This is a genomic window from Devosia epidermidihirudinis, assembly GCF_000971295.1.
Classification (GTDB): Bacteria; Pseudomonadota; Alphaproteobacteria; order Rhizobiales; family Devosiaceae; genus Devosia; species Devosia epidermidihirudinis.
Window position 1 is genome coordinate 1 of the sequence record NZ_LANJ01000016.1, and the last position, 23,430, is coordinate 23,430.

Annotated in this window: 28 protein-coding genes; 12 read left to right on the plus strand and 16 right to left on the minus strand. The window is 62.4% G+C overall.

Translation table 11 applies throughout. The annotated features are described in order from the left end of the window. Positions 1 to 267 precede the first annotated feature (267 nt). Positions 268 to 618, minus strand: coding sequence for a VOC family protein (locus WH87_RS08340; RefSeq protein ID WP_156458164.1), 351 nt, complete (start codon positions 616 to 618; stop codon positions 268 to 270). 120 nt (positions 619 to 738) lie between these two features. Between WH87_RS08340 and dapB the strand changes: the two genes are divergently transcribed. Genes dapB through WH87_RS08355 form a run of 3 tightly spaced genes read left to right on the plus strand, consistent with a single transcriptional unit; the run spans position 739 to position 2,649 of the window. Beyond that, a complete protein-coding gene (gene dapB, locus WH87_RS08345) occupies positions 739 to 1,581 on the plus strand; it encodes a 4-hydroxy-tetrahydrodipicolinate reductase (protein WP_046139533.1) in 843 nt (280 codons plus the stop codon). A gap of 4 nt (positions 1,582 to 1,585) precedes the next feature. Continuing rightward, the gene (locus WH87_RS08350; RefSeq protein ID WP_046139532.1) at positions 1,586 to 2,032 is read left to right on the plus strand and encodes an EVE domain-containing protein; all 447 of its coding nucleotides are present in this window, start codon (positions 1,586 to 1,588) and stop codon (positions 2,030 to 2,032) included. 2 nt (positions 2,033 to 2,034) lie between these two features. Beyond that, positions 2,035 to 2,649 (plus strand): 2,3-bisphosphoglycerate-dependent phosphoglycerate mutase, encoded by a 615-nt coding sequence (locus WH87_RS08355; RefSeq protein WP_046139531.1) that lies wholly within the window; start codon positions 2,035 to 2,037, stop codon positions 2,647 to 2,649. On the opposite strand, the gene WH87_RS08360 is transcribed toward WH87_RS08355, so the two are convergent. The 3 genes from WH87_RS08360 to WH87_RS08370 all read right to left on the minus strand — a co-directional run bounded on the left by WH87_RS08360 (position 2,601) and on the right by WH87_RS08370 (position 5,264). Then, a complete protein-coding gene (locus tag WH87_RS08360; RefSeq protein WP_046139530.1) occupies positions 2,601 to 3,683 on the minus strand; it encodes an AI-2E family transporter in 1,083 nt (360 codons plus the stop codon). The two genes, WH87_RS08355 and WH87_RS08360, sit on opposite strands and share 49 nt — an antisense overlap. Before the next feature lie 152 nt (positions 3,684 to 3,835). Further along, complete coding sequence (locus WH87_RS08365) at positions 3,836 to 4,705, minus strand: methylated-DNA--[protein]-cysteine S-methyltransferase (RefSeq protein WP_046139529.1); 870 nt, start codon at positions 4,703 to 4,705, stop codon at positions 3,836 to 3,838. 76 nt (positions 4,706 to 4,781) lie between these two features. After that, positions 4,782 to 5,264, minus strand: a complete 483-nt coding sequence (locus tag WH87_RS08370) for a DUF2244 domain-containing protein (RefSeq protein WP_082092576.1) — start codon at positions 5,262 to 5,264, stop codon at positions 4,782 to 4,784. A gap of 46 nt (positions 5,265 to 5,310) precedes the next feature. On the opposite strand from WH87_RS08370, the gene nth reads away from it, so the two are divergent. Further along, the gene (gene nth / locus WH87_RS08375; protein WP_046139527.1) at positions 5,311 to 5,985 is read left to right on the plus strand and encodes an endonuclease III; all 675 of its coding nucleotides are present in this window, start codon (positions 5,311 to 5,313) and stop codon (positions 5,983 to 5,985) included. On the opposite strand, the gene WH87_RS08380 is transcribed toward nth, so the two are convergent. Next, positions 5,986 to 6,438, minus strand: coding sequence for a DUF2214 family protein (locus WH87_RS08380; protein ID WP_046139526.1), 453 nt, complete (start codon positions 6,436 to 6,438; stop codon positions 5,986 to 5,988). Between the two features lie 59 nt (positions 6,439 to 6,497). Between WH87_RS08380 and WH87_RS08385 the strand changes: the two genes are divergently transcribed. After that, the gene (locus WH87_RS08385; RefSeq protein ID WP_046139525.1) at positions 6,498 to 7,058 is read left to right on the plus strand and encodes a TetR/AcrR family transcriptional regulator; all 561 of its coding nucleotides are present in this window, start codon (positions 6,498 to 6,500) and stop codon (positions 7,056 to 7,058) included. Positions 7,059 to 7,127: 69 nt separating this feature from the next. Continuing rightward, positions 7,128 to 8,132 (plus strand): adenosine kinase, encoded by a 1,005-nt coding sequence (locus WH87_RS08390; protein ID WP_046139524.1) that lies wholly within the window; start codon positions 7,128 to 7,130, stop codon positions 8,130 to 8,132. Positions 8,133 to 8,350: 218 nt separating this feature from the next. Here WH87_RS08390 and WH87_RS08395 read toward each other — a convergent pair whose 3' ends face one another. The 4 genes from WH87_RS08395 to WH87_RS08410 all read right to left on the minus strand — a co-directional run bounded on the left by WH87_RS08395 (position 8,351) and on the right by WH87_RS08410 (position 11,043). Further along, a complete protein-coding gene (locus WH87_RS08395; RefSeq protein WP_046139523.1) occupies positions 8,351 to 9,121 on the minus strand; it encodes a TIM barrel protein in 771 nt (256 codons plus the stop codon). After that, positions 9,118 to 9,816 (minus strand): orotidine-5'-phosphate decarboxylase, encoded by a 699-nt coding sequence (gene pyrF / locus WH87_RS08400; RefSeq protein ID WP_046139522.1) that lies wholly within the window; start codon positions 9,814 to 9,816, stop codon positions 9,118 to 9,120. The genes WH87_RS08395 and pyrF overlap by 4 nt, the downstream gene beginning before the upstream one ends. Before the next feature lie 74 nt (positions 9,817 to 9,890). Then, positions 9,891 to 10,496, minus strand: a complete 606-nt coding sequence (locus tag WH87_RS08405; protein ID WP_046139521.1) for a histidine phosphatase family protein — start codon at positions 10,494 to 10,496, stop codon at positions 9,891 to 9,893. A gap of 1 nt (position 10,497) precedes the next feature. Further along, the gene (locus WH87_RS08410) at positions 10,498 to 11,043 is read right to left on the minus strand and encodes an NADPH-dependent FMN reductase (RefSeq protein WP_046139520.1); all 546 of its coding nucleotides are present in this window, start codon (positions 11,041 to 11,043) and stop codon (positions 10,498 to 10,500) included. A 129-nt stretch (positions 11,044 to 11,172) separates the two neighbouring features. On the opposite strand from WH87_RS08410, the gene WH87_RS08415 reads away from it, so the two are divergent. Further along, the gene (locus WH87_RS08415) at positions 11,173 to 11,577 is read left to right on the plus strand and encodes a VOC family protein (RefSeq protein ID WP_046139519.1); all 405 of its coding nucleotides are present in this window, start codon (positions 11,173 to 11,175) and stop codon (positions 11,575 to 11,577) included. 13 nt (positions 11,578 to 11,590) lie between these two features. Here WH87_RS08415 and WH87_RS08420 read toward each other — a convergent pair whose 3' ends face one another. From WH87_RS08420 to dnaK, 4 genes are all read right to left on the minus strand, one after another. After that, on the minus strand, positions 11,591 to 12,502 hold the full coding sequence (locus tag WH87_RS08420; protein ID WP_082092577.1) for a glycosyltransferase family 8 protein: 912 nt from the start codon (positions 12,500 to 12,502) through the stop codon (positions 11,591 to 11,593). Beyond that, entirely contained in the window at positions 12,499 to 13,638 is a 1,140-nt protein-coding gene (dnaJ, locus tag WH87_RS08425; RefSeq protein WP_046139856.1) for a molecular chaperone DnaJ, read from the minus strand. Before dnaJ ends, WH87_RS08420 begins: the two co-directional genes overlap by 4 nt. Before the next feature lie 434 nt (positions 13,639 to 14,072). Further along, complete coding sequence (locus WH87_RS08430; protein ID WP_046139517.1) at positions 14,073 to 14,534, minus strand: hypothetical protein; 462 nt, start codon at positions 14,532 to 14,534, stop codon at positions 14,073 to 14,075. Positions 14,535 to 14,656: 122 nt separating this feature from the next. Beyond that, complete coding sequence (dnaK, locus tag WH87_RS08435) at positions 14,657 to 16,573, minus strand: molecular chaperone DnaK (RefSeq protein WP_046139516.1); 1,917 nt, start codon at positions 16,571 to 16,573, stop codon at positions 14,657 to 14,659. Between the two features lie 413 nt (positions 16,574 to 16,986). Between dnaK and WH87_RS08440 the strand changes: the two genes are divergently transcribed. Then, complete coding sequence (locus WH87_RS08440; RefSeq protein WP_046139515.1) at positions 16,987 to 18,780, plus strand: aminodeoxychorismate synthase component I; 1,794 nt, start codon at positions 16,987 to 16,989, stop codon at positions 18,778 to 18,780. Beyond that, the gene (pncA, locus tag WH87_RS08445) at positions 18,777 to 19,412 is read left to right on the plus strand and encodes a bifunctional nicotinamidase/pyrazinamidase (protein WP_082092578.1); all 636 of its coding nucleotides are present in this window, start codon (positions 18,777 to 18,779) and stop codon (positions 19,410 to 19,412) included. The genes WH87_RS08440 and pncA overlap by 4 nt, the downstream gene beginning before the upstream one ends. A gap of 259 nt (positions 19,413 to 19,671) precedes the next feature. Here the strand turns inward: pncA and WH87_RS08450 are convergent, their stop codons facing one another. The 3 genes from WH87_RS08450 to hrcA all read right to left on the minus strand — a co-directional run bounded on the left by WH87_RS08450 (position 19,672) and on the right by hrcA (position 21,715). Beyond that, complete coding sequence (locus WH87_RS08450) at positions 19,672 to 19,890, minus strand: DUF6500 family protein (RefSeq protein ID WP_046139855.1); 219 nt, start codon at positions 19,888 to 19,890, stop codon at positions 19,672 to 19,674. 75 nt (positions 19,891 to 19,965) lie between these two features. Then, complete coding sequence (gene grpE, locus WH87_RS08455) at positions 19,966 to 20,550, minus strand: nucleotide exchange factor GrpE (protein ID WP_046139854.1); 585 nt, start codon at positions 20,548 to 20,550, stop codon at positions 19,966 to 19,968. A gap of 88 nt (positions 20,551 to 20,638) precedes the next feature. Next, entirely contained in the window at positions 20,639 to 21,715 is a 1,077-nt protein-coding gene (hrcA, locus tag WH87_RS08460) for a heat-inducible transcriptional repressor HrcA (protein WP_046139513.1), read from the minus strand. A 150-nt stretch (positions 21,716 to 21,865) separates the two neighbouring features. Between hrcA and rph the strand changes: the two genes are divergently transcribed. From rph to WH87_RS08475, 3 genes are read left to right on the plus strand one after another with little or no spacing between them, the layout of a single operon-like run. Then, the gene (gene rph, locus WH87_RS08465; protein ID WP_046139512.1) at positions 21,866 to 22,582 is read left to right on the plus strand and encodes a ribonuclease PH; all 717 of its coding nucleotides are present in this window, start codon (positions 21,866 to 21,868) and stop codon (positions 22,580 to 22,582) included. Continuing rightward, positions 22,579 to 22,776, plus strand: a complete 198-nt coding sequence (locus WH87_RS08470) for a hypothetical protein (protein ID WP_046139511.1) — start codon at positions 22,579 to 22,581, stop codon at positions 22,774 to 22,776. The genes rph and WH87_RS08470 overlap by 4 nt, the downstream gene beginning before the upstream one ends. After that, positions 22,773 to 23,420, plus strand: coding sequence for a non-canonical purine NTP pyrophosphatase (locus WH87_RS08475; protein ID WP_046139510.1), 648 nt, complete (start codon positions 22,773 to 22,775; stop codon positions 23,418 to 23,420). The genes WH87_RS08470 and WH87_RS08475 overlap by 4 nt, the downstream gene beginning before the upstream one ends. The last annotated feature ends 10 nt before the right edge of the window (positions 23,421 to 23,430 follow it).

The following is a 23,430-nucleotide window of genomic DNA, read 5'->3' on the forward strand; positions in this document are numbered from 1 at the left end:
GATCAAGGGTGGGGGGCGGCCAAGGGCGATGAGTTCGCGGCGGGATACCCCCACCCTGCTCGATGGACGGACTTAGCAGGCTAAGTCCTATCTCGCTTCCCTCCCCACAAGGGGGAGGGAAAGGGCCGTGGGCGTAAGTTTCCAAGTCATCGTCATTGCCCGGCTTGTCCGGGCAATCCATCGCTCACCGGGCGTAGCGGCGTGGATCACCCGGACGAGCCGGGTGATGACGATGGGGGAGCGTCCGTGTCCCCAAGGGCAAAGGGCCTAATACGTGCCATGCTGCGGTTGGCTGAAGATGATCTGGTTGCCGTCGGGGTCGCGGAATTTGGCGGTTTTGAAGAAATCGCCCATCGATTTGGCGACCGGCATCAGGCCCTGGAGGCTGAGGCGGCCCAGCTCTTCTGACAGGTCATCGACGATCAGCGTGACCAGCGAGGCGCCGGCGCGGTCGGCGTCGGTGGCGATGTGGACCCAGCCGCCGCCGGGCAGCTTCCATTCGGCCACCTCCCCCATCGGTCTTGCGTCCGCGGGGCGACCGAACAGGCGCTCGTAGAAATCGAGCGCATCCGCAAGATTGTCTACAGCTATGCCGGCCAGCGCATTGGTGATGGTCAAATCATTGGTCCTTTTGTTCAAACCAGTTTGCATCCTAGCATGGTGGCACCAATGGGGCACGGCTGTTGGCGTTTTGTCATGGCGCTGTTATAGCCGGACCTGAGTTTTGGAGACGGATGGATGGCAGATCTCAAGGTCGTGGTAGCGGGCGCTGGTGGGCGCATGGGGGCGGCCAATATTCGGGCCGTGGTGGCGCTTTCGGGTCTGGCGCTGCATGGCGCGGTAGCCAATGCGCGCAACCTGACACTCCACGCCGCCGTCGATCGCGCAGGCACCCCGGCCATCGGGCAGGATGCGGGCCTGTTTGCCGGGATCGAAGCGCTTGGCGTTCTGATCACCGATGACATGGACGCGGCCCTAATGGGCGCCGATGCCATCATTGATTTTACCGCACCTGCGGCCAGCGTCGCGCTGGCGCAGAAGGCAGCCTCGCTGGGCCTCGTCCATATCATCGGCACCACGGGGTGCTCGGAAGCCGATGACGCGGCGATTGCTGCAGCTGGCAGGTCGGGCGCGCGCATCGTCAAGTCGGGCAACTTCTCGATGGGCATGGTGGTGCTGGCCAATCTTGTCGAAAAGGCCGCGGTGGCTCTGGCCGATTACGACATCGAAATCCTCGAAATGCACCACAACAAGAAGGTCGACGCGCCGTCGGGCACCGCCCTTTTGTTGGGTGAAGCTGCCGCCAAGGGGCGCGATATTGCGCTCAAGGACAATTCGGTGCGCGTCCGCGACGGTCATACCGGCCCGCGTCAAGCCGGCACGATCGGCTTTGCCACCCTGCGCGGCGGCAATGTCATCGGCGATCACATGGTTATTCTGGCCGGTCAGTCCGAGCGCATCGAGCTGACTCACCGGGCGCAGGACCGCACCATCTATGCCAATGGCGCAGCACGCGCCGCGCTGTGGGCGGCGAGCCAGCCGGCGGGGCTTTACGCTATGACCGACGTGTTGGGGCTCTAGCACCATGGCAACGCCGAACTGCTGGATCGGCGTTGCGGCACGCGCCCATGTGATGGGCGGCAAGGCGGGTGGCTTTGTGATGTTCGCGCATGGCAAACATTCCGCCGTCAAGCAGCTCGCGCCGGGCGACTGGTTTGCCTATTACGCGCCCGCCGAAACGCTGGGTGGCAAGGACACAGTCCGGCGCTTTGTCGCCATCGGCACCATTGCAGAGGGCGAACCTGAGCCTTCGGCGATCATGGGGATTGAGGACGCCTGGCAGCGCCGGGCGCATTATCTCGAGGCACAGGAAGCTGACATCTACCTGTTACTGCCCCAGTTCAAATTCGTCACCGACCCCAGCCATTGGGGCATGCATTTCCGCAAATCGCTGTTCAAGGTCGGCGCGGCGGATTTTTCTCTCATCGCCGAGGCCATGGGCGTCGGCAGCCAATTCAATCTCGGAGACTGACAATGACCGGCACCCTGATCCTCGTGCGCCACGGCCAGAGCGAATGGAACCTGAAGAATCTTTTCACCGGCTGGCGCAATCCGGACCTGACCGAACTCGGTCAGACCGAGGCGCGGGCCACCGGCAAGGCGCTCAAGGCCCATGGCATCGTCCCAGATCTCTATTACACCTCGGCCCTGCGCCGCGCCCAGCACACGCTCGATCTGATGCTCGAAGAGATGGACATTCTCAATGTCACCATCACCCGCAACATCGCGCTGAACGAACGCGACTATGGCGATCTCTCGGGTCTCAACAAGGACGACGCGCGCGATAAGTGGGGTGAGGAGCAGGTGTTGGTCTGGCGCCGCTCGTTCGACGTTCCCCCTCCAGGCGGCGAGAGCCTCAAGGATACCGCAGCGCGCACCCTGCCCTATTACGACGCCGAGATCGTGCCACAGCTCAAGGCCGGCAAGACCGTGCTGATTGCCGCCCACGGCAACTCGCTGCGCGCGCTGGTGATGGCCATCGAGGGGCTGACCCCGGACGAAATCCTCAAGCGCGAAATCGGCACGGGCGAGCCCACCATCTACAAGATCGGGGCTGACGGCGCACTGGTGGAACGCGTCGAACTCTGACCCTCGACCGGTCCCAACAGGACCGGTTTTTCGTCTCTCGGCTCGACATAGAGCTTGAGCACCATGGTGCGGATAACAGCGAAAATGGGTGTCGCCAGCGCGACGCCCATCAATCCGAACAGGCTCCCCAATACCGCCATGACACTGAGCGACCAGGCTGGCGACAACTTGATGATGCGCTGCTGCAGCATGGGGGTGAGGATATAGCCCTCCAGATTCTGGATCAGGAAGAGCCCGATGGCGCCGAGCAGCAGCACCTGGGTGTCCTGGGCGGCCAGGGTTAGCAGCACCGGCACGGCCGAAAAGATCGGGCCCAGGAACGGAATGAAGTTGAGGGCGCCGGCCAGCAGCGCCAGCACGAAGGCATTGGGCACGCCCAGCGCCCAGAGCAGCAGGCCGACAAGCGTACCGATCAGCACCATCATGGCGAGCTGGGTGACGATCCAGCCGCGCAGGGCTTCGCCCGATGCGCTGAGGGCATTGAGAATACGCGGGCGCTGCGCCGTCGGCACCAGTAGCAGGAAGCCATCGCGATAGCCGACGGGGTTGATGGCGAAGAACAGCCCGAGAAAGACGATAATCACCACATCGCCAATCACGCCGATGGTGCTGCCAAAGATCGAGCCGGCCTGATTGAGCAGGCCACCCGGATCAGGCAGCATATTGCGCAGCATGGCTTCGAAGTCGCTGCGGTTGACCTCGTTGACCAGCTCCATATCGACCAGCTGATTGTAAAGTCGCGTCGCCTCGGCGATCAGCACGCGCCACAAATCCTGCAGGCTCCGCCACAGCCCGAACCCGCCAAATGACAAAGCGATACCGATGGCGATGAGAATGGCCAGGCTGACCAGCGTCAGCAGGACCGGGCGCGGCGCTGGCAGGATGCGCCCCAGGCCACGCACGGCCGCGTCGAGCACGCAGGCAATCAGAATGCCGGCAAAGATGACCAGCAGGATATGCGACAGGTGCCAGGCCAGAATCAGCCCGGCGACCAGGAAAATCCCGATGATGATCGAACGCGTAGTGACCGGCATGGACGCTCCCCCAATGACTTACGGGGTACTAAGCCATGGGCAGAGTGATTGTTCCAGCCTTGTGCGGATTCACGTGAAACTTTGCCGGGTGGCTTGGCGCCGCTGAAGCGCCGGACGGTTCCCTCTCCCCTCAGGAGCTAGGGAGAGGCGGCTTAATGCGCCGCCGAGATAACCCCGGCTTCCCAACCGAGGATTGCCCGTTTACGCGGCACGCCCCAGTGGTAGCCGGTCAGCGCACCCGAGGTGCCGACGACGCGGTGGCAGGGGACGACGAAGCTGATCGGGTTTTTGCCCACGGCGGCACCCACCGCCCGCTGCGCGGTGGGGCGGCCGATATGGTTGGCCACCTTCTGATAGGTTGTTGCCTGCCCCACCGGAATCTTGAGCAGCGTCTCCCAGACCTTGACCTCGAAGTCCGTGCCGATCAGCACGACGCGCACCGGGCGGTCGGCTGACCATTTCTCGGGATCGAAGGCTTGCGCGATCATCGGAGCAACGCGGGCGTCGTCGCGGGTGAAGCGGGCATTGGGCCAGCGATTGGCGAGGTCCTCGAAGGCCTGTTCAATACTGGTTTCCGCATCGGCAAAGCCAAGGCCGGACATGCCATATTCGGTGGCGGTGACCACGGCCATGCCGAACGGCGAGGGCGCGGCGCCCCAGATCATGTCGAGCCCTTCCCCACCGGCGCGGAAAATCCCGGGGGGCATGGCCTCATAGTTGACGAACAGATCATGCAGCCGCGAGGTCGAACTCAGGCCCACCTCATAAGTGGTGTCGAGCACGCTCTCCTTGTTGCGCAGCAGGAACTTGGCATGATCGAGCGCCACGGCCTGGGCAAAGCTTTTCGGACTCAGGCCGCACCAGCGCCGGAACAGATCGGTCAGCTGACGTTCGGTGAGGCCAAGGGCGCGCGCAAAACCGGGCAGGTCCGCCACGTCCGGGCCGTTCTCGCTGAGGTAGCGGATTGCCGCACGAATCGTGTCGTAATCCGTCGCCGGGGTCGTTGGCATCATCTGGTTCATCGGAGCACCCGTCGCGTGTTTGCAGATAGCCATATTTAGGGCGTCAGGCGCGGCGCCGCGACCCGGTTTTAACCGCTTAGGCGCGGGCCTTGCGCAGCGCCGTGCCAAAGGCGCGGGCAAAGGTCGAGCGATCATCAAGGCTGAGGAACGACGCGATCTCGACCTGCTCGGCCTCGGCGCGCAGGTGAATGGCGGTGGTCTTTTCGTTGCTGTCGCGCTCGAGCAGCAGGCGTACCGATTTGGGATCAAAGCGGCGCAAGGTCTTTTCCCCCGCCCCGTCGGTCACCAGCACTTCAAGCCCGTCGGTCCACAGCGTCACCAGTTCGCGCTGGCGGCTTCGGCGCAGCGCGGAGAACAGCACCACGCCGATCGCCACAAGGTCGAGCGCCATGGCCCCCAGGATGAACCAGATCCCGGTCTCCAACAGCATCATGCTTGCCAGCGTCGTCAGCAATACCGTGAGCACGACAAGCAGGTTCGCGCTGCGCCGTGACAGCGAGCGATTGGGGGTCAGTTCCGCCGCAAACAGCGGCGTTGTGGTTGTGGCTTGCATTGGCATCGTGACTCTTCGAGATAACTATAGGCGCAGAATCAGGGGCGAGAGAATGGCCGCGAGCAAAAAAGTGAAGAGCCTGACCAAGGCCGAGGCGCAGGCGATTTTCGACCGCTTCCACCAGATGGACCCCGAGCCGACGGGCGAGCTCGATTACATCAATGCCTATACCCTGCTGGTTGCCGTGGTGCTGTCGGCGCAGGCCACCGACGTTGGCGTCAACAAGGCGACCAAGCGCCTGTTCGAACTGGCGCCCGATCCGGCTTCGATGGTGGCGCTGGGTCAGGAGCGGATCGAGGAGCTGGTCAAGACCATCGGGCTGTTCCGCACCAAGGCCAAGAATGTCTATGCGCTCAGCCAGATGCTGATCGACCTGCATGGCGGGGAAGTCCCCGATGATCGGGACTCGCTGGAGGCCCTGCCCGGCGTGGGCCGTAAGACCGCCAATGTGGTGCTCAACATCTATTTCAAGCAGCCCACCATCGCGGTCGATACCCATTTGTTCCGCGTCGGCAATCGCACCGGCATGGCCATCGGCAAGACGCCACTGGCGGTGGAGCAGAAGCTCGAAAAGATGGTGCCAGCCGAATATATGCTCCATGCGCATCACTGGCTGATCCTGCATGGCCGCTATATCTGCAAGGCCCGCACGCCCGAATGCTGGCGCTGCATCATTGCAGAATGGTGCCACTACGAGCCCAAATCGCCCCTGCCCCGCGGCAAGTGATCAGCCGCCGTAACCGCGGGCCATGGCAGCGGCAAAAATGGGGATCAACAAAAACACGCCGGCCTGCGCATGAATGAAGCGGCGCTGGCGCTTGATATCGGCCAGCGGTGGCTCATAGGCCGCATCAGTTGCCTGCGCCTTGTGCCAGAGGCGAAAGGCGAGCGTGGGCATGATGCTGAGCAAGCCGACCACGAGAATGGCCGCCATCTTGGCCCAGAACATCATATTGCCGACGTAATACTCCCAACCGCTGGCGCCAAAGATGACGCGCACGATGCCAACCACAATGACGATCCCGGCCATGGCGCCATAGACGGCATCGATGTTGGCCAGCTGGCGCAGGCGCGCTCCGCCCAGCCCCGGACGCACCAGCGCGAATTCGGCAGCAAAGATCGCCACAAGGGTGAACACCGCAAGATGGTGGGCAATGGCGAGCAGCAGATCGATATCCATTTGGAGCCCTCAACGCTCTATGTTATCAGCGATCACATATATTCAGCGCAAAGTTATCAATGTCAACATCACTCAATTCTCCCTATCACCATGGCAATCTGCGGCAGGCTTTGCTGGAGGCGGCGCTGATCATTTTGCAACGCGACGGGGAAGCGGGCCTGGGGCTGCGCGATATCGCACGGGCGGTTGGCGTGTCGCCGGCCGCGCCCTATCGCCACTTCGATAGCCGCGCGGCCCTGCTCGAAGCTCTTGCGGTAACGGGCTTTCAGCGCTTCACCGCCGCCATGGAAGATGTTGCGGCCAGCCCCGTGCCCGACAAGATGATGCTGATGGGCAAGACCTATGTGCTGTTCGCGCTGGAAAACGCCAACCTGTTCCGGCTGATGTTCTCAGCCGAACTCAAGCGCGAGGGGCGCCCGGGCCTGCGCATGGCGGCTGACGCTGCCTTCGACACCTTACGCCATGTCAGCGGTGGTGACGTTCAGGCCGGGCGGATCGCCGCCTTGGCCGCCTGGGCACGCGTGCACGGGCTGGCCGTGCTGCTACTCGACGGGCAGATTGCCATCCGCGCGGGCGAGGATACCGAGGCGCTGATCGCCGAAGTCATTGGGCATCTCTAGCTGCGGCGTTGCGCGGGGAGGCGCGATCCTCTAAACCGGCTCACGGTTTCCTCCCTCCGGACCCCGTTCATGACCCAGACCCGCTTTGACGTCCTCACCATCGGCAATGCCATTGTCGATATCATCGCGCCGGTCGAGCCAGGCTTTATTGAAGCCGAGGGCATGAGCAAGGGCATCATGCACCTGATCGACGGCGCACGCGCCGAACATCTCTATGGCAAGATGCCGCTGAGCCGTCAGCAGATCTCGGGTGGCAGCGCCGGCAATACCGCCGCCGGTGTCGCGTCGCTGGGTGGCCGCGCGGCGTTCATCGGCAAGGTGGCCGATGATGCGTTGGGCGATGTCTTTGCCAGCGATCTCGACGCGCTTGGCGTGCACTACTCCACCAGCCGTCTCAAGGAAGGCGCGTTGACCGCCCGCTGCATGATCTTTGTCAGCGACGATGGCGAGCGCACCATGAACACCTATCTGGGTGCCTGCCACCAGCTGACCGAGCGGGACATTGATCCCGACGAAATCGGCGGCGCTGGCATCACCTATATGGAAGGCTTTTTGTGGGACCCGGTCGAGGCCAAGAAGGCCTTCGTTCTGGCCGCCCACTATGCCCACAAGAACGAACGTGCCGCCGCCTTCACCCTCAGCGATCCGTTCTGCGTTGATCGCTACCGCGCCGAATTCCTCGACCTGATCCGCTCCAAGACGATCGACTACGTGTTTGCCAATGTGCATGAGCTGAAATCGCTCTACCAGACCGACGATCTCGGCGAGGCGGTGCGCGAAATCGCCAAGGACGCCGAACTGGCCGCCATCACCATGGGCGCAGATGGCGCCATGGCGATCTATAACGGCGAGATTACTTCGGTCCCCGCCTTTCCGATCGACCGCGTGGTCGACGCCACCGGCGCCGGCGATCTGTTCGCCTCGGGCTTCCTGCTCGGCATGGCGCGCGGCCAGACGCTGGAGTCAGCACTCAAGACCGGGTGCCTGGCGGCATCGGAAATCATCAGCCACATCGGCGCCCGCCCCCATGTCGAACTGACGACACTGGCGCAGGAACATGGGCTGGTTGGGTAGGTTTTAGGGGATACCCCCACCTTGCCTCCCCCTGATAGGGGGAGGAATTCTATCGCCGTTTGGCGTCGTCCACAGTCCCGCTTGGCCCTGTCGGTATCATGCGGCCTTGAGCCGGGATCCATCCTGAGATGGCCCATTGAACCACTTTGCGGATGTGGCGAGATATCGAGATGGACCCCGGCTCAAGGCCGGGGTGACCCGGGGGTGTCAGGGGTAACTTACCGTCCGAGGATCCGCACGGTCTCATCCAGTGCCGCAGCCGTGCCGCCAATCGGCTTGAACTCCAGCCCGACGAAACCATTGTAACCATTGGCGAAGAGGCAATCGAGACTTGCCTTGAGCGGCAGCTTGCCGGTGCCGGGCTGGTTGCGGCCGACATGGTCGGCAACGTGGATATGGGCCACGCGGTCAACGCGTCCGGCCAGCACGGTGGCGGTGTCTTCGCCCATCACCATGGAATGGTAGAGATCGTAGAGGATTTTGATCTCCGGCCGGTTGACCGCGTCGACGATGTCGAGGCCTTCGGTGGTCGAGGGCAGGTAATAGCCGACGTGATCGACCAGGGTATTGAGCGGCTCGAGCGCGAGGACCACGCCTGATCCCTTGAGCACCTCGGCCGAGCGGGCCATGGCTTCGACCAGCGCATCATGCTGCTGGTTGCGCTCGATACCAGCTAGGTCCGGGCCCGCCTGGGCGATCATCACCCTGGTGCCAAGGCGCTGCGCGACGACAAGGCTTTTTTCGAGGCCATCGAGAAAGCGCTGGTGATCGCTGGTGCGGGTCAGCTCGGCGAAGGGTTCGGCGACAATGCCGGCCAGTGGCAGGCCCGTTTCGCCCAGCGCGTCTTCGATGGCATCGAGATCCTTGTTGGACCACAGCCAGAATTCCACCGCATCCATGCCCGCCGCCTTGGCGAGACGGATGCGCTGGGCCACGTCGGCGCTTTCGCCGGTGAACAGCATGTCGACACAGGCGGAATAGCGCATCATGCGAACCTCGTGCCGCTGTTCATTTCGGCCAGAATGGCGCGGGCTGCGGCAGCCGGATCGGCTGCCTCGATGATGGGACGGGCGACAACCAGATGGGTTGCGCCTGCGGCCAGCGCTTCGGCTGGTCCCATGATGCGCTTCTGGTCGCCTGCCGCGCTGCCCGCCGGGCGAATGCCGGGGGTAACGATGGCCATTTTGGGCCCAATGATGGTGCGCACCATTTCGGCTTCGTGAGGCGAGCTGACAATGCCGCCAATGCCCGCGTCGCGCGCCTGCTGCGCCCGCAGCGCCACAAGGCCCGCCGCGTCGCGCTCGTAGCCAGCCTCCTTGACGTCGGCATCATCCATCGAGGTGAGGACGGTGACGCCGAGCACGCACAGGCCCGACCCGGCAGCGGCCTTGGCGGCGGCGCGCATGGTTTTGGGATAGGCATGAACCGTCAGCATAGCGGCGCCGGTTTCGGCAAAGGCCGCAACGCCCTTTTCGACCGTGTTGTCGATGTCGAGCAGCTTGAGGTCGAAGAACACCTTCTTGCCTGCCGCGATCAGCGCCTTGCCCAGCGCATAGCCGTCAGCGCCATAAAAGCACTGATAGCCGATCTTGTAGAAATCGACAGCGTCGCCCAGGGCCGCAACGATCTCTTCCGCGCGGGCGCGTGACGAAACGTCAAGGCCCACGATCAATTGGCCAGTCATGAGTTTGCCTCCAATGTCGAATGTTTGGTTGGGACTAGAGCAATTCCCGGCACACCGCAACCTGCTGGAACATCCTAGCCGAACCAGCCCGGCGCGAAATCTTCCATCGCAGTCCATTCGCTGCCCAGCCGCATGGCGTCGAGATCGAAGCTAAAGTAATTGCCGCCGCCTTTATGGCCGCCGCGGTTTTGGTCTTCGGCGCGTGAAATGGAGCGCCCTGCAACATGGCATTTGAGCAGCGTACCGACGGCGCCGTGGCCGCAAAAGACCATGGGCGTGTTTGTCGGGGCGGAGGCGAGCGCTGTTACCACCGCATTGACGATCCGGATTTGTGCATCGATGGCCCGCTCCCAGCCGTCAATGCTGGCATTGGGGTCCGCGAAGAACCGGTCGGCCGTCGCCTCAAACAGGTCAGGTGGCAGAAAGCCGGTGGCGCTGCGATCGTTCTCGCCCATGGCCAAATCGGTGATGATCCGCGTTCCGGCCGCAGCGGCGAGAAACTCGGCCAGTTCAACCGCCTTGGTCTCTTCGCTGGAATGGATCACGGCCCCCTTCGGGATGATGCCGCGCCGGGCGAAGGCCTCGGCGCGGGACCGACCGGCGTCTGACAGACCCCATTGCGGCACGGGTACGCTGGGATCAACCCGCACTTGCGGATGGGTGACATAGAGCGCGCGCATCTTAGCCCCGGCTGAAATGGGTCAGCTCGTGCACCATCTGGCCCACCTTTGCGGTGATGGCGGGTTCGACGGGCGCCCCGGCCGCATCGAACGCGGTTTCGGCGGGGCCGATGCCGAGCAGCGTCGGGACAACCAGGGTGCCAATCTTGGTGAGGGATTCGCGCAAGTGGCTGAGCGACCAGATGGTGCCGTATTTGCCCGAGCTGACGCCCCCAATGCCAAAGACGGCGTGGCGGAATGGGCTGGGCTTTTGCCGACTAAGCCAGGCGACGGTGTTGACCACCAGCGGGGGGACGCCGCCGTTGTATTCGGGCGTGGCGATGAAGACGATGTCGTGGCTGCGAAACAGCTCGGCCAGCCGTCCCGCCGCCTCGGGAATATGGTCGGGCTCAAGGTCTTCATTGAAGATGGGCATGTCGAAATCACTGAGGTCAATCGCGGTGACCGCGACACCCGCCAGTTCCAGCTGACGCCCCATATGGGCCTGCAGCACGCGATTATAGGACCCTTTGCGGATCGAGCCGGAGAGGGTGAGAGCTTTGGTCATCGGGCAGTTTCCTCAGTCTGGGTCACCCGACTGTGCCGTTGCCCCCGCGCGCTGGCAAGCGGCTTGACTCCCGACCGCGCCAATCTGACACTCGCGCCATCACCTGAGCGAGACGTGTGGAGATACAGCATGGCCACCAATATCTTCGTCAATCTGCCGGTTATCGATCTTGATGCCTCAAAGGCATTTTTTGAAAAGCTCGGCTTCGCCTTCAACCCGCAATTCACCGACGAAACCGCGGCGGCGATGGTGATCGACAGCAACATCTTCGCCATGCTGCTGACCCACGACAAATTCCGTCAGTTCACCCCCAAGGCCATCGCCGACGCCAAGACCACCAGCGAAGTGCTGATTGCCCTGTCACGCGATAGTCGCGATGCGGTCAACGACCTCTTCGACAAAGCCATTGCCGCCGGCGCCACCGAAGCGCGCCCGGGCGACGACTATGGCTTTATGATGAGCAAAGCCTTTTCTGACCTCGACGGCCATATCTGGGAAATCATGTGGATGGACCCCGCCAACGTGCAGGGGTGAGGTCTCGGCCAAGTCAGGCCAGGCGGAACAAGCGCTTCACGCTTCGCAGGATGCGCTCGCGGCGATATTGGTAGAAATAGGCATTGGTCATCAGATGCCGATAGGTGCGCTTGAAGGCGACGCGTGACCACACGACCCACGGTTTGTCATTGGCAGAGTAGTGCACGATGGTCGGGTTCAGAACCTCATGCGCCGGTTCGGCATTCTGCAGGTTCCAGGTGTTTTCAAGTTCGAGGATACGATGCTTGAAGCAGAAATTGATGATGTCCTGGTCGTAGTAGAACATTGCCAGTTCGGATTCCGGCAGCCCCTGGGACAGGGTCTGCAGGAAATCCATTTCACGATACTGGGCCATATCAATCAGCATGACGCCTGAATTGAAATATGGCTCGGCCATCGAGAACGCATTGCGCGTGCGCAAATCGGTGCCCGCGACACAGTGGATCCGATCCGGCTGGACGACCGCAGCAATGGCATGACCCTGCATGTCCATGAAGAACAGCGGGTCGAGCGCTGCCCGCACGAACACATCGCAATCGAGATAGAGTACTCTTTCGATGTCTTTATCGAGCAGGTCTGCCAGAAACAGTCGGGCGTAGATAACCTTGCTGAACCGTCGCATGCGGATTTTTGGCAGGCTGGCGATCCGCTCGTCCAACAAGGCGCGTGCATCAATATCGATGAAGTTCATCGTCGCACCATACTCGGTGCCGATGCTCTCAAGCGCTGCCCGGTGTTCTGGCGTCAGCATCCGGTGAAGAAGATGAAACCTGATCTGCCGGGGATTGTGCGTGGTGAGGCACACCGAGCGCATCGTTGCATAGCAAGGCGCCCAGAAGCCGTCGTCGAACGTCAGCGCGATCTCAATGCTGTCCGCTTTCCCCAGACTAGGCGCAGCCTCTGCCTGCAACCCATCTGAACTCACGCCTCAAACATCTTCTTGAGTTTGGCGAAGAAGCCGTCCGAGGTCGGGTTGGTTTCTTCGGTGGTGAGGCGCTGGAATTCTTCGAGGAGTTCGCGCTGCTTGCGGCTGAGGTTTTGCGGGGTCTCGATGTCGAGCTGGACATAGAGATCGCCGACATCCTTGCTGCGCAGTACCGGCATGCCCTTGCCCTTGAGGCGAACGCGCTGGCCGGGCTGGGTGCCAGCGGCAACCTTGACCTTGGCGCGGGCTGCGTCGAGCGTGGGCACTTCAAACTCACCACCCAGAGCCGCCGTCGCCATGGCGATCGGCACGCGCGCATAAAGGTCGGCGCCATCGCGCTGGAACAGATCGTGCGGGCGGATGGAGATGAAAATATAGAGGTCGCCCGGAGGGCCACCGCGGAGGCCGGCTTCGCCCTCATTGGCGAGGCGAATGCGGGTGCCGTCCTCAATGCCCTTTGGGATATCGACGCTGAGCTTGCGATTTTCCTGACGGCGGCCCTGGCCACCGCAATCGGTGCAAGGCTGGTCCATCATCTGGCCACGGCCCTGGCAGACGGGGCAGGTGCGTTCGATGGTAAAGAACCCCTGCGCCGCGCGCACCTTGCCGTGACCATTGCACTGGCGGCAGGTGTGGGTGCCGGTGCCCGGCTTGGCGCCCGAGCCATCGCAGGTGTCGCAGCCGACAAGGGTCGGCACGTCGATTTCGACGGTGCGGCCCTCAAAGCTTTCCTCGAGGCTGATTTCCAGATTATAGCGCAGATCGGCGCCACGCAGCTTGGCCGCATTGCCACCGCCGCCGCGACGGCCACCGCCGCCCATGAAATCGCCGAAGATGTCGTCGAAAATATCGGACATCGAGGAGTTGAAGTCCGAGCCAAAGCCGGATGGACCGCGGGCGCCACCGCCATTTTCGAACGCGGCGTGGCCGAACCGGTCATAGGCGGCGCGCTTCTGGCCGTCCTTGAGCGTGTCGTAGGCTTCGTTGATTTCCTTGAAGGTCGCCTCGGATTCGGCATTGCCCGGATTGCGATCGGGGTGATGCTGCATGGCGAGCTTGCGATAAGCGCTCTTTAGGGCTGCATCGTCGGAGCCCTTGGCTACGCCGAGCACCTCGTAGAAATCGCGTTTGGCCAAGTGTCGTGTCTCCGAAACATAAAGCGTGCGACCAGTCGCGCCCAAACGGCGCGCCATTGCCGGCGCCAATTACAAAATGCCCTGCCCCTAGATGGCAATCGCCCGCCCATCTCGCAAGGGGTCTTGCGGGTCAAGGGGGCAAACCATTTGATGCCTCCTTTAGCAAGGGTGATCGGCGGCAGCAACAATGGTGTGATCATCAAGCAAAACGGCCCCGGTTTGACCCGGAGCCGCAAGGATTCACGTGAAACTTCGAGCCGTGCCCAAGAGGGCAAAAACGCTCCGGTGGAGCGTTTTGAGGCGAGAAGGCCATGAGAGCTGTGCCCGAATGGCGCGGGCCCACGCTCGGTTGGCTCCGACAGGGCCCCCTCACCCGGCCCAAGCGGGCCGACCTCTCCCCCAAAGGGAGAGGTGAAGAACAGGCCTAACCGAGTTTACTCAGTCAGTGCGTCGGCCATCACGACGTTGTTGTCCATCAGCTTCTTGCGCGCGGCGTTGACGGCGTCGACGGTAAACGCGTCTTCATTGCGCAGCACGATGGCTTCGGCGGTCAGATCGCTGCGACCGTGTTCGACGAGCTTTTCAAAGCCTTCGCTGAGGTCGGCTGTCATCATCATGTCGGTCAGGACACGCACCGCGCCAACGCGCTTGTGCTTGGAGCGCACGGTCACCAGTCGCGTGGTGCGGCCTTTTTCGGCGGTGCGGAATTCTTCGACAGCGGTCAGGCCAGTGAAAAACGCGCGCTCGACGGCGTCTTTGTGGGCATTGCCCGCCAGCTCGGCGATGCGCATCTGGCAGCCGAAAGCGAGGTCGGGATAACCGAGCCGGACAGCATTGGCCATCAGCTTGCGCAGTTTCTCAGGGTCGGTGAAGGTTTGGGGGTCTGGAATGTTCATGAAGCACAGTAGGCCATCCCCGCCTCAATAGCCATTGCTAACGGATTGCCGGTCAAAGCGGGCCGGCAACGAAAAAGGGCCCGGCTTGCGCCGGACCCCTGTGGTCGTCAATTCAGAAAAGCTTAGGCGGACTTCTGACCGTTGTCGTCGTCCTTGACCTCTTCGAAGTCAGCGTCGACGACGTCGTCTTCGTCCTCATCATCGGTGCCATTGGCCTTGGCTTCGGCTTCTGCCTGGCTGGCCTTGTACATGGCTTCGCCAAGTTTCATCGAGGCTTCGGCCAGCGCCGAGGTCTTTTCCTTGATCACTTCGGCATTGTCACCGTCGATCACGCCCTTGAGGTCGGTGATGGCAGCTTCAATGGCCGTCTTGTCCTCGGCCGAAACCTTGTCGCCATATTCCTTGAGCGACTTTTCAGTCGAGTGGATCAGGCTTTCGCCCTGGTTCTTGGCTTCCACAGCTTCGCGCTTGGCCTTGTCGGCATCGGCGTTCTGCTCGGCTTCCTTGACCATCTTTTCGATGTCAGCGTCGCTGAGACCACCCGAAGCCTGGATGCGGATCTGCTGCTCCTTGCCGGTGCCCTTGTCCTTGGCCGACACGTTCACGATGCCGTTGGCGTCGATGTCGAACGTCACTTCGATCTGTGGCACGCCGCGTGGTGCGGGTGGAATGCCGGAGAGATCGAAATTGCCGAGCAGCTTGTTGTTGGCGGCCATTTCGCGTTCGCCCTGGAACACGCGGATGGTCACTGCCGACTGGCTGTCTTCAGCGGTCGAGAAGGTCTGGCTCTTCTTGGTCGGGATGGTCGTGTTGCGATCGATCAGACGGGTGAACACGCCACCCAGCGTTTCGATGCCGAGCGAGAGTGGGGTCACATCGAGCAGCAGCACGTCCTTGACGTCGCCCTGCAGCACGCCGGCCTGAATGGCGGCGCCCAGTGCCACGACTTCGTCAGGGTTCACGCCCTTATGGGGATCCTTGCCGAACAGCTGCTTGACCAGTTCCTGCACCTTGGGCATGCGGCTCATGCCACCAACCAGCACGACTTCGTCGATCTGGGCAGCGGTGACGCCGGCATCCTTGAGCGCGAGCTTGCAAGGGTCCAAAGTGCGCTGGATCAGGTCATCGACCAGAGTTTCCAGCTTCGAGCGGGTCAGCTTGAGCGTCAGGTGCTTTGGACCCGATGCGTCAGCGGTGATGAAGGGCAGGTTGATTTCGGTCTGGGTCGCGCTCGAAAGCTCGATCTTGGCCTTTTCAGCGGCTTCCTTCAGGCGCTGCAGCGCCAGCTTGTCGGAGCGAAGGTCGATGCCCTGCTCTTTTTTGAACTCGTCGGCCAGATAATCGACCAGGCGCATGTCAAAGTCTTCGCCGCCCAGGAACGTGTCGCCGTTCGTGGACTTCACTTCAAACACGCCGTCGCCGATTTCCAGGATCGACACGTCGAAGGTACCGCCGCCAAGGTCATAGACCGCGATGGTGCCGGTGTTCTTCTTGTCGAGGCCGTAAGCGAGAGCCGCTGCGGTTGGCTCGTTGATGATGCGCAGCACTTCAAGGCCGGCAATCTTGCCTGCGTCCTTGGTGGCCTGGCGCTGGCTGTCGTTGAAGTAAGCCGGAACCGTGATGACGGCCTGCGTGACGGTCTCGCCGAGATAGCTCTCAGCGGTTTCCTTCATCTTCTGCAGGATCATGGCCGAAACCTGCGAGGGCGAGTACTTGTCGCCCGAGGCTTCCACCCATGCGTCGCCATTGTCGGCGGGCACGATCTTGAAGGGAACGAGGTTCTTGTCCTTGGCAACGACCTTGTCGTCGTAACGGCGCCCGATCAGGCGCTTGACGGCAAACAGCGTGCCTTCCGGATTGGTCACGGCCTGGCGCTTGGCCGGCTGGCCAACCAGACGTTCCCCGTCCTTGGAGAAAGCAACCATGGATGGGGTCGTGCGTGCCCCTTCCGCGTTTTCGATGACCTTAGGGGAAGAACCGTCCATCACTGCAACGCAGCTATTGGTGGTGCCCAGATCAATACCGATGACTTTAGCCATTAACGAGCCTCTCTTTCAGCAAACCCAAGTCAGAGCCCTCCTTGCGAAGCAGCCCCGTGGCCGCGCGGGCCGGGTTCCTTGCAACTGGAATGCGCCCATCTCTGGGCCTTGGGCGTATATAGGGGGGTGGCCTTGGCGCTTCAAGCGCGCAGAGCACTGAATTGCCTCGGGGGTGTTTCATTGTGACGCCCCGCCAGGATAGCGGGCCGCTTGGCCTAAGGAATCGGCGCGGCAAACAGCCTGAGTACGGCCGTGCCGCCCCTCAAAAATGTGTCCATGCTCATACTATCCCAAATGGCGGCGCGGGGTGGTGCGTCGGGTCGGGTTTTCTGCCACGGACACTCCCGTTCGCCAATAGCTAATTGTTGGGTTGAGGCGGTGACGGCGCGCCCGAAATTGCCTAGAAGTCCGCCATGTTCGCACCTGGCTCCGTATTGCTCCATGATACGCGCGCTCCCGGCGGGGAAAACCTGCTGTTCAGCGCGCCCCGCTCTGTGCTGGTGGCCCATGACGCCGCCGGCGTGCGCGCTGCATTGGCGGAGCTGGATGCGGCCAAAAGCCAGGGCCTGTGGGCGGCGGGATATCTGGCCTATGAAATGGGCTTTGTCTTCGAAGAGCGGCTGGCACATCTGCTACCCGAACGCTCGGCAACGCCCCTGCTCTGGCTTGGGCTTTATGACGCACCGCAGCGCTTGAGCGTCGATGAGGTCGATCAGCTGCTCGCCGAGACCGCTGGCACAGCAACCGGGCAAGCAGTGGATGTGGTGCCCAGCCTGGACCTGGCCGATTACACCAAGGCCTTCACGCGGGTGAAAGCGCTGATCGAGGCAGGCGATACCTATCAGGTCAATCTGACGCTCAAGGCGCGCTTTCGGCTCGACGGCGATCCAGTGGCACTCTACCGCGATCTCGTCGCCAAGCAGCCTGTCAGCTATGGCGCGCTGATCCATACCGGCAGCCAATGGATCCTGTCGCGCTCGCCCGAACTGTTTGTCGCGAGCAAGGGCGATACGCTGTCGGCCCGTCCGATGAAGGGCACGCTCAAGCGCGGACGCACCATCGCCGAAGATGCGGTCGGTCGCGCGGCATTGGCTGGCGATGAAAAGAACCGCGCCGAAAACCTGATGATCGTCGATCTCTTGCGCAATGATCTCGGCCGTATCGCCACGATCGGCTCGGTTAAGGTGACGCACCTGTTCACCGTCGAAACCTATTCGACGCTTCACACCATGACTTCGGGGATTGCTGCCCAGCGGCGGCCGGGGATTTCCACCACCGAGGTTTTGGCCAATCTGTTCCCCTGCGGCTCGATCACCGGCGCCCCCAAGCTGCGCGCCATGGAAATCATTCACGAGGTCGAGGCCGGACCGCGCGGCGTCTATACCGGCTCCATCGGCTATTTTGCGCCTGACGGCGATCTCACGCTCAATGTCGCCATCCGCACCGCTGTGATCGACGCAGAGGGTCGTGGCGAGATCGGCATTGGCGGCGGCATTGTCGCTGACTCCACCGCCGAGGACGAGTATCGCGAGGCCCTGCTCAAAATGGCATTCCTGACCAATTCGGCTGTTCCGGTGACGCTGATCGAAACCCTGCGCTGGGACCGGGCAACAGGCTATGACCTGCTCGACCGCCATAGTGCGCGCATGGATTTGTCGGCGCAGTATTTTGGGCTGCCCTACGCGCGAGAGGCTGTTCTCGCCCAGCTTGAACAGGCCAGCGCCGGTTTTGCTGCCGAGCAGATGCGGGTGCGCCTGACGCTCGACGCCAAGGGTCCTGCCGTCACCGCCGTCGCCCTGCCCCCCAATCCGGATGTATTCCGCTTTGCCATCGCGCCAGACCGGCTTGATTCGGCGAGCCTGTGGCTGGCGCACAAAACCACCAACCGCGCGTTTTACGATGAGCCCCGCCAGCGCGCCCATGCCGCCTGGGGCGTGGATGAAGTCGTGTTTCTCAATGAGCGCGATGAGCTGACGGAAGGCTCGATCACCAATCTCTTTGTCGAGCGCGACGGCATCCTGCTGACCCCGCCGCTCAGCTCCGGGCTGTTGCCCGGCACCTTGCGGGCCGAGCTGCTCGCCAGCGGCAAGGCCGTCGAGCAGGTTTTGCGGCTTGCCGACCTCGAACGCGCCGATGCACTCTGGCTCGGCAATTCGGTGCGCGGCCTCTTGCCCGCCCAATGGATCAAAACCGAGGATACGCCATGACCACCGCCATCCGCCCCACCGACGTGCTCGTCATTGTCGATGTGCAATATGATTTCCTGCCGGGTGGTAATCTGGCGGTGGCCGGAGGCGACGAGATCGTGCCGCTGATCAATCAGTTGGCCAAGAAGTTCACCAATGTGGTGCTGACCCAGGACTGGCATCCGGCTGATCACATCTCCTTTGCCAGCCAGCATCAGGGCAAAACGCCATTCGAAACGGTGGAATTGGCCTACGGCACCCAGGTGCTGTGGCCCGATCACTGTGTCTGGAACACCCACGGCGCAGCGATCACCAGTGAACTCGATGTGCCGCACGGCCAGCTGATCATCCGCAAGGGCTATCACCGCCAGATCGACAGTTATTCCGGCTTTCAGGAAGCCGATCGCGAGACGCTGACCGGGCTGGCTGGGTATCTCAATGAGCGCGATGTCGACCGGCTCTATATCGTCGGCCTCGCGACGGATTTCTGCGTCGGCTGGACTGCCATCGATGCGGCTGCGGCGGGCTTTGACGTCACCGTCATCGAGGACGCCACTCGCGCCATCGATAATGCTGGATCGTTGGAGAAGGCCTGGGCGGATATGGAAGACGCCGGCGTGGTGCGGGCGATGAGCCGGGAGATTTTGGGGTAGGCCGCATTCAATGCGCGGGATTCTCCCCCACCCTTGATCCCTCCCCACAAGGGGGAGGGAGACGACTGATGGGCTGGTGTTTCCCTCTTCACTGCGCTGAGTCCCGCCCCCTCACTCACCGCGTCACCCTCGGGCTTGACCCGAGGGTGTTTGCTGAGGCCGCAGAAAGTGCAGAGCCCTCGGGTCAGGCCCGAGTGTGACGACCGGTGGGGGTGGACAGACCCTGTCCCAAGGATTCACGTGAAACCATCGTCCTCTGTCAGGCACCGGCCTCGAGCATAACCTTGATCTTTTGGGCTTTTTCGAAGTGGTCGAGCTTGTGGGTCTGGATCCACCAAGTCGCCGCTTCCATCAGCAGGTCCGGATCTTCATTACGGTTGGCGAAAAAGGCGTAAAAGGACAGCCCGACCCCCTCGCCTTTTGCGGCGATCTTAGCTGTGCACACGGCGATGGCTTTGTGTCGAAGCGATGCTCTCATCGGGCCCATTCTCATTATGCCAAACAAAAAGGACGCCCGCTGGGGCGCCCTTTAATTCTTGTGGCGACAGAAGCGTCAGACGCTCTTGTCGATTGCTTCGTCGGCCGGAGCGTGGCTCGGGCCGCCCTTGGCAACGCCCACCATGGCAGGACGCAGCACGCGGTCGCCAATGGCAAAACCGGCCTGAACCACCTGAACCACGGTGCCTTCGGGGCGCGTGGGATCGGGTACTTCGAACATCGCCTGATGCTTGTATGGATCGAACTTCTGACCGTCGGCCTCGATTGGCGTCACGCCGTGCTTGGCCAGAAGGCGCTGCATTTCGCGCTCGGTCATTTCGATGCCTTCGATCAGGCTCTTTGTGGTTGCGTCGCCGCTTTCGCGCGCCTCGGCTGGCAGCACCATCAGCGCGCGGCTCAGCGCATCGGTGGCGCTCAGCATGTCGCGGGCAAAGCCGGCAATGGCATAGCTGCGGGTATCGGCCACGTCGCGTTCGGTGCGCTTGCGCAGGTTTTCCATCTCGGCAATGGTGCGCAGCACCCGATCTTTGAGCTCGGCGTTCTCAGCGCGCAGCGCGTCCACCGGGTCGATTTCGGGGGTAACGTCCGCCGAAATGTCGATCTCTGGGGTCTCGTCGGGCGAGGCGTTTTCGTCGCTCATCATTATCTGTTCCGCATGTCACTAGGGTTTGAACCCGCATATCGGCCAAAGCGGCACGGTTTTCAAGCCTTGCCAAAGCCGCACCGGATTAACTGCGCTTGCGCGCCATCATCGCGGTGATCACATTGGCGGTGTAGTCGACCACCGGCACAATGCGCGCATAGTTGAGGCGCGTCGGACCGATGACGCCCAGAACGCCGACCACCTTGTCATTGGCATCCTTATAGGGCGACAGGATGACCGAGGAGCCGGAGAGCGAGAACAGCTTGTTTTCCGAGCCGATGAAAATGCGCACGCCCTGCGCCTTTTCGGCGTCGCCGAGCAGGTCGAGCAGGCCATCCTTGCTTTCGAGCTCGTCGAACAATTGCCGTATCCGCGCCAGGTCGTCCGAGGCCATGGTGTCATTGATCAGGTTTGCCCGGCCCCGCACGATGACCGTGGGCTGGCTCGAGGCTGAGGGCTGGCCGAGCGTGGCGATCCCGGCATCGACCAGCTTTTGCGTCAACTCGTCGAGTTCGGCACGTTGTTCGGCGCGCTGTTCGCTCAAAGCCTTGCGCGCTTCGGCAATGGTGCGGCCAATAACGTGATGGGCGAGGTAATTGCTGGCTTGTTGCAGGGCACTGGCGGTGAGGCCCGGTGGCAGTTCGACGATGCGGTTTTCCACCTGTCCGTCATCGCCCACCAGAATCGCCATGGCCCGCATGGCGTCGAGCCGGACGAATTCGAGATGCTTGAGCACCATGTCGGCCTTGGTGGCGATCACAACTCCGGCACCCTGGCTGAGGCCGGATAGCATCTGGCTGGCCTCGGTCAGGAAGTCTTCGACCTGACCTTGCCCCTGCCCCTGAATATGCTTGGCAATCTGGCTGCGCTCGCGCTCATCGACCGAACCCACCTCGAGCATGGCATCGACGAAAAACCGCAGCCCCTCCTGGGTCGGCGCGCGACCGGCGGAGGTGTGGGGCGCCGCGATCAGCCCCAAATCTTCAAGATCTGCCATGACGTTGCGGACCGAGGCAGGCGACAGCCCGACCTGCAACATGCGGCTCAGATCGCGCGATCCCACCGGCACGCCGGTGTCGAGATAGCGCTCCACAATCTTGCGGAAAATGTCCTGGCTGCGGGTGTTGAGCACCGCAAGAAAGTCTTCTGGGGGCTTTGCCATGATGTTTTTGATAAAATCGTCCGCTTTAACCCTGGTGGCTCATTTAAGCCTTATGAGCGCCCGCGCCAAGCGCCCGGCGCTTGTGAGGCGGTCCGAGGAGGGTTAAGAGGCGGTTAACAGGACTTTTTGCACTCTTAAGGTGATTTGCCCATGCGGCCCTCCGGACGTGAACCCAATCAGATGCGCGCTGTGACCATCGAGCGCAACGTCTCGCAAAAGGCGGAGGGTTCGTGCCTTGTGTCGTTCGGCAATACCAAGGTGCTGGTGACGGCATCGGTTGAAACGAGCCTCCCCGGCTGGTTGCGTGGCAAAGGTCAAGGCTGGGTCACTGCCGAATACGGCATGCTGCCCCGCGCCACCGGCAGCCGGACCCGTCGTGAAGCCGCTGCTGGCAAGCAGACCGGCCGCACTCAAGAAATCCAGCGCCTGATCGGCCGCTCGCTGCGGGCGGTCGTCGACATGCAGCTTTTGGGTGAAAACCAGATCACCGTCGACTGCGACGTGTTGGAGGCCGATGGCGGCACGCGCACCGCCTCGATCACCGGCGCCTATGTGGCGCTGGCCGACGCCATTACCTGGATGGACCAGCGCAAGCTGACCAAGGGCAAAGCCCTGCGCGACAGCGTTGCGGCGGTCTCCTGCGGCATCTATCGCGGCACGCCCGTGCTCGATCTCGATTATCTCGAAGACGTTGAAGCCCATACCGACGCCAATTTCGTCATGACCGGCAGCGGCACATTCGTTGAAATTCAGGGTACGGCCGAACAGGTCCCCTTCTCGCGCGATGAGCTCAACGCCCTGATGGCTCTTGCCGAAGATGGCATTGGCGAGCTTACCCTTCTGCAACAGGCGGCGCTGCAAGCATGAAACGCTTCTTCGACCTGATCGTGAACGCGGCCAACCGCGACGGTGCCGTGCGGCGAGCAAAGCCAGCTGCCCATCACCCTGCCCATGACAAGGTCGCCCCTGACTGCGCCATCTGGAACGACATTTCGCGCGCGCTTGACATTTCCCCGCGCGACCTGGTCGGCAAAACCAAATCCGAGGACACCCGCAAATGACATCGATCCCCAAACTGCGCGCTGGTGACCGTCTGGTTCTGGCCTCCCACAACAAGGGCAAGCTGGTCGAGTTCCAGGAGCTGTTCGAGCCTTTTGGCCTCGAGATTGTTTCCGCCGCAGAGCTGGGCCTGCCCGAGCCCGAGGAAACCGGCACCACCTTTGCCGAAAACGCCCGTCTCAAGGCCCATGCTGCGGCGCAGGCCTCGGGCATGCTGGCGCTGTCAGATGATTCCGGCCTCTGCGTTGACGCGCTGGGCGGCGATCCCGGCGTCTACACCGCCGACTGGGCCGGTGTGCCGCGCAATTTCGACCATGCCATGAAGCGCGTCGAAGATGCGCTGCAGGCCGCCAATGCCACCTCGCCCAGCCAGCGCCACGGCTCGTTCAATGCCACGCTGTGCCTGGCCCATCCCGATGGCCGCGACGAGCTCTATGTCGGCAAATGCGAGGGTACGCTGGTGTGGCCGCCACGCGGCGAGCGTGGTCACGGCTATGATCCGGTGTTCATGCCCAATGGCTACGACATCACCTTTGGCCAGATGCCCGCTGAAATGAAGCATTCCTGGGAGCCGGGCAAAGAAGGCCTCTCTCACCGCGCCCGCGCCTTCGCCAAATTTGTCGAGGGTCAGATTGATCAGGCGTGACCTCACAGTG

Coding starts and splice junctions, on each gene's coding strand:
- WH87_RS08370 (WP_082092576.1), bottom strand. CDS start 5,264: ATGCCAATGCAAGCCACAACCACAACGCCGCTGTTTGCGGCGGAACTG.
- grpE (WP_046139854.1), bottom strand. CDS start 20,550: ATGAGCGACGAAAACGCCTCGCCCGACGAGACCCCAGAGATCGACATT.
- pncA (WP_082092578.1), top strand. CDS start 18,777: ATGACCACCGCCATCCGCCCCACCGACGTGCTCGTCATTGTCGATGTG.
- WH87_RS08440 (WP_046139515.1), top strand. CDS start 16,987: ATGTTCGCACCTGGCTCCGTATTGCTCCATGATACGCGCGCTCCCGGC.
- nth (WP_046139527.1), top strand. CDS start 5,311: ATGGCCGCGAGCAAAAAAGTGAAGAGCCTGACCAAGGCCGAGGCGCAG.
- WH87_RS08350 (WP_046139532.1), top strand. CDS start 1,586: ATGGCAACGCCGAACTGCTGGATCGGCGTTGCGGCACGCGCCCATGTG.
- WH87_RS08410 (WP_046139520.1), bottom strand. CDS start 11,043: ATGACCAAAGCTCTCACCCTCTCCGGCTCGATCCGCAAAGGGTCCTAT.
- WH87_RS08450 (WP_046139855.1), bottom strand. CDS start 19,890: ATGAGAGCATCGCTTCGACACAAAGCCATCGCCGTGTGCACAGCTAAG.
- WH87_RS08360 (WP_046139530.1), bottom strand. CDS start 3,683: ATGCCGGTCACTACGCGTTCGATCATCATCGGGATTTTCCTGGTCGCC.
- WH87_RS08405 (WP_046139521.1), bottom strand. CDS start 10,496: ATGCGCGCGCTCTATGTCACCCATCCGCAAGTGCGGGTTGATCCCAGC.
- WH87_RS08365 (WP_046139529.1), bottom strand. CDS start 4,705: ATGAACCAGATGATGCCAACGACCCCGGCGACGGATTACGACACGATT.
- dapB (WP_046139533.1), top strand. CDS start 739: ATGGCAGATCTCAAGGTCGTGGTAGCGGGCGCTGGTGGGCGCATGGGG.
- WH87_RS08430 (WP_046139517.1), bottom strand. CDS start 14,534: ATGAACATTCCAGACCCCCAAACCTTCACCGACCCTGAGAAACTGCGC.
- WH87_RS08385 (WP_046139525.1), top strand. CDS start 6,498: ATGTCAACATCACTCAATTCTCCCTATCACCATGGCAATCTGCGGCAG.
- WH87_RS08415 (WP_046139519.1), top strand. CDS start 11,173: ATGGCCACCAATATCTTCGTCAATCTGCCGGTTATCGATCTTGATGCC.
- WH87_RS08380 (WP_046139526.1), bottom strand. CDS start 6,438: ATGGATATCGATCTGCTGCTCGCCATTGCCCACCATCTTGCGGTGTTC.
- WH87_RS08395 (WP_046139523.1), bottom strand. CDS start 9,121: ATGATGCGCTATTCCGCCTGTGTCGACATGCTGTTCACCGGCGAAAGC.
- WH87_RS08475 (WP_046139510.1), top strand. CDS start 22,773: ATGACATCGATCCCCAAACTGCGCGCTGGTGACCGTCTGGTTCTGGCC.
- pyrF (WP_046139522.1), bottom strand. CDS start 9,816: ATGACTGGCCAATTGATCGTGGGCCTTGACGTTTCGTCACGCGCCCGC.
- WH87_RS08355 (WP_046139531.1), top strand. CDS start 2,035: ATGACCGGCACCCTGATCCTCGTGCGCCACGGCCAGAGCGAATGGAAC.
- WH87_RS08470 (WP_046139511.1), top strand. CDS start 22,579: ATGAAACGCTTCTTCGACCTGATCGTGAACGCGGCCAACCGCGACGGT.
- rph (WP_046139512.1), top strand. CDS start 21,866: ATGCGGCCCTCCGGACGTGAACCCAATCAGATGCGCGCTGTGACCATC.
- hrcA (WP_046139513.1), bottom strand. CDS start 21,715: ATGGCAAAGCCCCCAGAAGACTTTCTTGCGGTGCTCAACACCCGCAGC.
- dnaK (WP_046139516.1), bottom strand. CDS start 16,573: ATGGCTAAAGTCATCGGTATTGATCTGGGCACCACCAATAGCTGCGTT.
- WH87_RS08390 (WP_046139524.1), top strand. CDS start 7,128: ATGACCCAGACCCGCTTTGACGTCCTCACCATCGGCAATGCCATTGTC.